This window comes from Actinophytocola sp. (assembly GCF_036002505.1).
GTDB lineage: Bacteria > Actinomycetota > Actinomycetes > Mycobacteriales > Pseudonocardiaceae > DASYTH01.
The window spans coordinates 20,895-27,334 of sequence record NZ_DASYTH010000109.1 but is presented as its reverse complement, the minus strand read 5'-3'; the positions used below and the strand labels follow the sequence as shown (position 1 = coordinate 27,334).

The 6,440-nt window shown below is 68.7% G+C and carries 6 protein-coding genes; 2 read left to right on the top strand and 4 right to left on the bottom strand.

Features of this window, described 5'->3' with window-relative positions; all coding sequences use genetic code 11:
- The 3 genes from VGR06_RS08750 to VGR06_RS08740 form a co-directional block, all read right to left on the bottom strand.
- Nucleotides 1-803 (bottom strand): toll/interleukin-1 receptor domain-containing protein (locus VGR06_RS08750; protein ID WP_327558473.1); only part of this gene is annotated, 803 nt, incomplete at its 3' end.
- A gap of 194 nt (nucleotides 804-997) precedes the next feature.
- A complete protein-coding gene (locus tag VGR06_RS08745) occupies nucleotides 998-1,921 on the bottom strand; it encodes a helix-turn-helix transcriptional regulator (RefSeq protein ID WP_327558472.1) in 924 nt (307 codons plus the stop codon).
- Nucleotides 1,922-2,053: 132 nt separating this feature from the next.
- Complete coding sequence (locus VGR06_RS08740) at nucleotides 2,054-2,338, bottom strand: DUF397 domain-containing protein (protein ID WP_327558475.1); 285 nt, start codon at nucleotides 2,336-2,338, stop codon at nucleotides 2,054-2,056.
- Between the two features lie 332 nt (nucleotides 2,339-2,670).
- On the opposite strand from VGR06_RS08740, the gene VGR06_RS08735 reads away from it, so the two are divergent.
- Together VGR06_RS08735 and VGR06_RS08730 are read left to right on the top strand one after the other, a co-directional pair.
- Nucleotides 2,671-5,247 (top strand): LuxR C-terminal-related transcriptional regulator, encoded by a 2,577-nt coding sequence (locus VGR06_RS08735; protein WP_327558471.1) that lies wholly within the window; start codon nucleotides 2,671-2,673, stop codon nucleotides 5,245-5,247.
- Between the two features lie 85 nt (nucleotides 5,248-5,332).
- Entirely contained in the window at nucleotides 5,333-5,608 is a 276-nt protein-coding gene (locus VGR06_RS08730) for a hypothetical protein (protein WP_327558470.1), read from the top strand.
- A gap of 5 nt (nucleotides 5,609-5,613) precedes the next feature.
- Here VGR06_RS08730 and VGR06_RS08725 read toward each other — a convergent pair whose 3' ends face one another.
- The gene (locus VGR06_RS08725) at nucleotides 5,614-6,318 is read right to left on the bottom strand and encodes an MscL family protein (protein WP_327558469.1); all 705 of its coding nucleotides are present in this window, start codon (nucleotides 6,316-6,318) and stop codon (nucleotides 5,614-5,616) included.
- Between the last annotated feature and the right edge of the window lie 122 nt (nucleotides 6,319-6,440).

Below are 6,440 nucleotides of genomic sequence, written 5' to 3'. Positions count from 1 at the left end.
AAACGAAGTCGCGGTTCATCCGAGCGCAGGAACCGAAGGCACTCCGTCGCCAGCGCGCGCATGAGGTCGACCTGTCCGTGGTCTTTGATGACATCCGCAATCAACGGGAACGCTTGGAGAAGATCGGTCGACAGCTCGGGGTCCTCGGCCAGCTCCAGACACTGCCGCACCAGCCGAATGGCCTCTTCCGCCGGAAGATCGTCTTCCAAGTTGTACACGACCTGCCGGAACACGCGCCGGCTGTTCGCCGGTGGCACCTGCTCCTGAATGCTCATCACGCCGCCACCTCCTATGCCCTCTAACGCGGCGATGCGCGCAACAATCTGATCCGCACCGGCTCCACTGCCCGGATCAAAACGACTGATCTCCAGCGCCCGCAGGGTCGGCGCGGCCAGTTCCACCTCAAACTCCGGTGCGGCGACAGGAATGACCGGGCATCCGTACCGTCCCCCATGGTCATAGATCCGCTGCAGAATAAGCCGGAGCTCATACCGCACGCCTTTATGCGGCGCCACGCCCGCCGCCATCTCGGCAAAAGCCCGCAGATATTCCGGCGTTAGCACACACAGCACGACCCGGCTGGCGATCTCATCATCCATCCACCCTGGAACCGAGGACGGGTTCCTTAGGTGCGACTCATGATCGGAGCTAACGGCGCACCCACGCGCCCGCAACGCCTCGGACAACGCATCGGCCAGCGGCGTACCCTCCGGACCGCGGGCGTAGCTGACGAACACCAGGGCCGTCCGCGGCCCGTCGGAAGGGCCCGGCGTCACCGCGGTGGATACCTCTTTCCCGTTCACCGGGGCGTCTCCCTCCTGGGATGAGATCGCTCCGGTCCCGGGTCACCCCGAAGGATGAATCGAGAAAGGCAGGTCAGACGTTGACGTCCGTCGTAGACTTGCCACCCGGTAGCGAGTCCTCGTCTCATTGACCGTGGGCTTGGGTACGCTGCCATCGGGCGGCCTCTGTTGGCGCAGAGACCGCCCGAACCACGTCACCTCTCGTTATCCATCTCCTCCAGTCGCTTGTCGATCAGTCGCGGCGTCGCCGACGCCGGCAACGCGATTTTCTCCAGCTCGAAGAATATCTGCACGAACTCTCTGGTCTCATCGTTCGGATCCGGAATCAGCTGATCCTTGTACACCGTCTCGAGCAACAGTGCGTAGTCGTCCGGTTGCTCCGAGATCTCCATAATCTCGAACGAGCTCTTCATGCCCCTGTGCACACCAGCATTGAATGGCACGATCTGTACGGAAATATTGGACTGTTCAGCCCGATCTTTGATCCTCAGCAACTGTTCCCGCATGACGGCATCGTCACCGATCCTCCGGTAGAGCACGGACTCGTCCATGATGAAGAACGCCTCGGCTCCACCCACGGCGTTGATGAGGTCTTGGCGGCGGACCCGGACCTCGGTGATGAGTCGCGCGTGCTCCTCGTCCCTGGCACCGATTGCTGCCAACTTGCCGATGTAAGATTCCGTCTGGAGCAATCCGGGAACCAGCAGGTTCTGATACTGCCTGACTCTCACCGCGGACGCTTCAAGGCCGATGAAGCTAAGAAATGCCTGCCCTATTTGCGAACGGTATTCCTGCCACCAGGCCGATTTCTTGCTAGCCCGCGCCATCTCCACAAATCGATCGACCTCGCCAGGATCGGTGATCCCATAATGCAGGAGAAGTGCCTTGAGGTCGGTTATCGAGATCCCTACCGAGCCGTTTTCTATACGTATGAGCTTCGATGTCGACCACTCGAGCGCCTCTGCGACATCCTTCTGGGTCAACTTCGCCGCATCGCGGGCCCGGCGGAGCTGCCCCCTGAGGCGACGATGTTCAGCAGATGGAGTCTCCGCCTTCGGCGCCATCAAGCCTCCTCGTTCGGCCGTCATGCCATCAACGACCATGCGGCCTTCTGCCACATGGCATATGGTAGCTGGCGATCTGGCCCTAGTCAGTAGGTAAGCAGTACTTCTGCCGCAAGGAATCTTGCCCGATGCACAACGGAAGGGTGCAACCACCCTCACAAACCGGCTCGCCGGCGCTGGATCTGGTCAGGGCGTGTGGGTCCGGTCGTTCCGGTGGAGCCACGCCAGCATGGTCGTCCAGGCCTGCCAGGAGTGCGATACCGGTACGCCGCGCCGATTGTGAGAGCAACGAACCAGCACGCGCTCGCCGGCAGTCGCCGCTTCGACACAGTTGTTTTCTCCGGCGCCGCTCGTAGAGCTCTTGATCCAAATCAGGCCCGCGGCGTCGATCTCAGATACCTGTGCCCTTCGCTGGCTTGCCACGTTCGCCCCGATCGCCGCGCCAAAGTCAACTCTGAGGGTAATTCGCATAAGTCGAGCGCAGGTACCACTGACAGGTGAGATTTGTGGGCCAAGAACGGGACAAAACTGCGCGATCGTACGGTCGAGCAGGGGTGTTTCGACGTAGAGCTGAAGCGCTTCACCTGCGGTGCCTACGGAGTGCGGTTGGATGAGTGATCGTGCAGCCGCATGAGCAGATTCGGCCTGACCTGCGTCGTCGGGATCGATGATGTTGGGTTGGGGCGGTAGCGCGGCCGGCCTGTTCGGCGATGTCATGGTCACAGATCTCGGGCACGCGAGGGCTGCCGATGAGCACAGCGGAGCGCGGTCACCAGGCCGTGCTTGATCGACCGTGGCCTTTCGTGGGTCGCGAGCGTGAGCTTGCCCGGGTGGCGGCGGCCCTGGGCCGGCCGGACGCGGCTGGGCTGCTGCTCGCCGGGCCCGCGGGCGTGGGGAAGACCCGGCTGGCCACGGAATGTGCCACGATCGCCGAGCGGGTGGGGTTCCGGTGTGCCCGGGTGCTGGCCACGCGCGCGGCGGCCGGGGTGCCGCTGGGGGCGCTGGCGCCGCTGCTGCCGGCGGACTCCCGCCGGACGGGGCCGCGCGGCAACTGGCTGCGGGCGGCGGCGGACGCGATCGCGAGCGGTCCGGGCCCGCTGCTGCTCGTGGTGGACGACGCGCACCTGCTGGACAGCGCGAGTGCCACGGTCGTGCAGCAGCTGGCCGCCCCGGACCGGGCGTTCGTCGTGCTCACCACGAGGACCGGGATGCGGGCCCCGGAGCCGCTGCTGGCACTGTGGAAGGACGCGATCGTCGAGCGGCTGGATCTGGCACCGCTGCGCCGGTCAGACATCGACCGCATCCTCGACCAGGTGCTCGGCGGCGCCATCGACGGGGCCGCGAGGATGGAGCTTTTCCAAGCCAGCCAAGGAAATGCGCTGTTCCTGCACGAGCTTGTGCTGGGCGCGCTGGACGCCGACGTCCTGCGCCGCGAGCAGGGCGTCTGGCGGCTCACCCGGCGCCTGGCCAGCTCGCCGCGGCTGGTCGAGCTCGTCCAGGCCCGCATCGTCGACCTGGACCGCACCGAGCACGAGCTGCTCGAGCTGCTGGCCCTCGGGGAGCCGCTCCCCTGGGAGATCGTGAACCAGTTCGCCGAGCCGGCGATGGTCGACAACCTGGAGCGGCACGGGCTGGTGCAGACCGTGCAGCAGCGCAGCGGCCTGCAGGTCAGCCTCGCCCACCCGCTCTACGGCGAGGTGCTGCGCGGCCAGCTCACCGCGCTCGGCCGGATGGCCGCGAGCCGCAAGCTCGCCGAGGCCGCGTCGGGCGTCGGGCTGGACCTGGTCGGCGCGCTGCCGCTGGCGGTGTGGCAGCTGGACGGCGGCGGCCGGGTCGACCCGCCGATCATGGTGGAGGCCGCCCGGGGCGCCCGCCGGGCCGGCAACCTGGCGCTGGCCGAACGCCTGACGCTGGCCGCGATCGATGCGGGCGCCGGCTCCGCGGCCGGGCTGCTCTACGCCCGGGTGCTCGGCGAACGCGGCTGGCACCCGCGCGCGCAGGCGTTGCTGGCGGAGCTGGCCGAGCAGGCGAACAACGACGAGGACCGGGCGACCGTCGCCATCGAGCGGGCCCGCGCGCTGCTGTACTGGCTGGGCAAGGGTGAGGAGGCGGCCGAGACGCTGGCCAAGGCCGCCGAGCAGCTCGCCGGGGCGCTGCGGGACCAGGTCACGGCGCACCGCGGCCTGGTCGCGCTGATGCGTGGGCAGCTGTCCGACGCGCTCTCGGTGGCGAACGTGGTGGCCGCCGCGTTGCCCGGCCAGGGCCTCGCCACCGGAGCGGCCACCGCCGCCGTCGCCGCGGCGCTCGCCGGTCAGGCCGGCCGGGCCACCGCCTACGTGGAGCGCGCCGAGCGTGGCCCCGAGCCCGGCCGCGCCCGGTTGGCCCAGGTGGTGGCGCTGATCGAGGCCGGGCGGCTGACCGAGGCGGACGCTTCCGCCACCGCGCTGTACGAACGGGTGATCCGGCTGCACAGCCGCACCGGCCAGGCCTGGGTGGCCATGCTGCGCGGCCGGCTGGAGCTGCTGACCGGTCAGCTCGGCCGGGCGGAGAACGCCTTCGCCGAGGGCGTGGCGATCGCCGCGCAGATCGGCCAGCTGGCGCTGCGCCGCTGGTGCCAGGCCGGGGTGGTGCTGGCCGCGGCCAAGCGCGGCGACGGGCCGCGGGCGACCACGGCGATCACCGAGCTGGACGCGCTCCCGCCGACCGACCTCGACCTGCTGATCTCCGACGAGCTGCGGGCCCGGGCCTGGCACGCCCAGGTCACCGGCGATCCCGTCACCGCCCAGCAGCTGCTCACCCAGGGCGCCGAGCGGGCGAAACGGTCCGGCGCGGCGGCGCTGGCCGCGGCCGCCTGGCACGACCTCGCCCGGATCGGCGCGCCCGAGTCCGCCAAGCCGCTGACCGAGCTGGCCGCCGGCATGGACAACCCGCTGCTCGTCGCGCGCGCGGACGCCGTGGCCGGGATGATCCGCCACGACCCGGACGCGCTGGCCGGTGCCGCCGCCCGGTTCGAGGCGATGGGGGCGCTGCTGCTCGCCGCCGAGACGTTCGCCTCGGCCGCCGCCGGCTACCGGCGCCGGCAGGACGGGCGCGCGGCGGACCGGATGGCGGAGCGCTCGCACGCCCTGGCCGACCGGTGCGACCGCGCCGGTACGCCCGGCCTGGAGCTGGCCGGGCCGGTGGCGGAGCTGACCACTCGCGAGCGCGAGATCGCCACGCTGGCCGCGGCCGGCAGCTCCAACCGGGAGATCGCCGACGCGCTCACCGTCTCGGTGCGTACCGTGGAAACGCATCTGCAACGTGCTTACACCAAGCTGGGGGTGAGCAGCCGGACCGGGCTTGCGACGGTGCTACGTAGCCGTGGGCGTAAACCTACGTAGTCCGCGCTGACGACGGCGGCGCTCCTGGCGTGGTCTGCTACAAACCGCCGGCACTGCACGAACGATCAGGGAGTGACACAGGGGAATGCCAGGTCTCGAGGACGCACTGGCGCGGTTGATCACCGATCCAGCGTTCAAGGCGCAGCTCACGACCGACCCGCGGTCGGCGCTGGCCGGGTACGAGCTGTCCGCGGACGACCTGAGCGTGCTGGCCAGGGAGGTCGGCGCCGACAACCACGGCCAGAGCGTGGTGGAGCAGCGCACCAGCAAGGCGGGGTTCTTCGGCCTGTTCGCGCAGATCACCGAGGACGCCGGCGTGATCATCCGGGGGCCCGGCACCGCCGCCGAGGGCGAGGCCTGAGGATCTCACGCGTTGGCCGCCGGTGCGGTCGGAGCCGAATGCCGGGGCGCCATCTGGATCCGGCAGCGGCTGGCGAAGGCCAGCGCGGTGTAGGCCAGGTTGACCGCGAACTCGTGCGCGTTGACGACCGCTCTAGTGCCCTGACCAGCGGCGAAGGCGAGCTGACTGGCGCCGTAATCGATCATCAGGCCGGGCGTGTTCTCGCCGAGCATGACCAGCCGCGCGGTGAACGCCGGGCTGATCTCGACCGCCAGCCGCTGCGCGCCGTTGGTCTGACCGGTGTGGTTCGCGGCGGCCGCGGGCTCGGCCTGGCCGCCGTGCAGCTGCTGGCTGAGCAACCCCCGGATGTCGGCGAGCAGCTGGACCTCGGTGGGCGTGGGCGGCCCGGAAGCTCTGGTGTTCAGCATGCGCCGGAGCTGGATCTCCTTGTAGGGCAACACAACCAGGTAGTAGACGAGGGCGGCGATGGCGGCGAAGACGGCCACGGCGGTGAGGATCGCGCCGAAGTCCACCACCGACCTCAGGTTGCCGTCGACGAGGGTGACGGCGAGCCCGTTCGGGTTCCGCCCGCCGAACGCCGCGAACATTGGACTAATCCAATTGTTGGCGATCGCGGTGACGAATGTCGTAAACGCCGTGCCGACGATCACGGCCACGGCCAGGTGGACAACGTTCCCGCGCAGGAAAAATTCCTTGAATCCCTTGAGCATGGCCTCCCACCTTCGCTCGTTTAGAGATAACGCGCGAAGTTTAACCATCAACGGGTGTCCACATAAGACCCAACATGAAAGAAATTGAGGAACCCGTTCCCCTAGGGAGTTGAGCCCGCAAT